The 1,202-nt window shown below is 41.8% G+C and carries 1 protein-coding gene; it reads right to left on the bottom strand.

What is annotated here, in order from left to right:
• Positions 1-858, bottom strand: an 858-nt coding sequence (locus A3766_RS21370; protein WP_068642951.1) for a homoserine dehydrogenase, incomplete at its 3' end; no start/stop codon positions are given.
• Positions 859-1,202: the final 344 nt, after the last annotated feature.

Below are 1,202 nucleotides of genomic sequence, written 5' to 3' on the forward strand. Positions count from 1 at the left end.
ACCATCGACCAATACCGAGTTCATTACGCCATCGACTTTAGCGATCAGCTGGTCCTGAGGGATTAACGTCGGATGAACTCGAAGCTCAAAACCATTTTCATGCTTACGCGTAATACCCAAGTGCTTTATGTTATAACCTAAAGCATCGGCATTAACGACATCAGCTGGTGCAATTTTACTAATGCCTTCAGTAAAGGCTTTTTCAAACTCTAAAGGAACACCAAACGCTGCGGATGCCAGAATAGTTAACTTATGCGCAGCATCAATACCTTCGACATCAAAGGTTGGATCTGCTTCAGCGTAACCAAGATCTTGCGCTTCTTTTAACACATCTTGGAAATCTCGCCCTTTGTCCTTCATTTCCGTAAGAATAAAATTTCCTGTACCGTTGATGATACCCGCAAGCCAATTAACCTTGTTTGCAGCTAAACCTTCTCGAAGCGCTTTTATAATCGGAATTCCACCAGCGACCCCCGCCTCATAGGCAACAACTACTTTATGCTCGGCAGCCAGCGCAAAAATTTCGTTTCCGTGCTCAGCTATAAGCGCTTTGTTAGCCGTGACAACATGCTTGCCATTTTTAATCGCAGCACAAACAATGTCTTTAGCAAGATCATAGCCACCAATTAATTCTGCTACCACATCCACATCAGGGTTATTGACAACATCCATTACATTCGTCGAAAATTCGATACCGCTAAGGTCACAATTATCTTTAAGCTTTCTAGAGGCGACTTGAATCACCTCAACCTGACAGCCTGCTCGGGCAGTAATATCCTGTTGATTTCGTTTCAAGACATTAATCACGCCACTAGCGACGGTACCTAGACCACATATTCCAATCTTAACGGAGCTCAAGATATATTCCTCACGATCACGAATTCATTCTGACTTAAAGCAAAGCAACGACTAAATAGCTGCTACCCTGTAGCCTTAAAATATTTTGGCGGATAGTATACCTTTTCATCAAAGAAAAAGAATGGCACCACAACTTATTTTGAGACCCGCATATTTTTTACTAGCAGATCATTTCTTCACAGCTATACTTCTGAAAACTTAAATAAACAAGAATCAAATCCATGACTAAATACTTAACCGGCATCTGCTTTATTATCTTCAGCACCTTACTTTCTTCATGTGGTGGCGCCTTTAGCGGCTATAGTGACGCGGAACTTAGAAAAGCTTATCGTGACTGTGACTAC

The sequence above is a fragment of the Oleiphilus sp. HI0132 genome, from assembly GCF_001635845.1.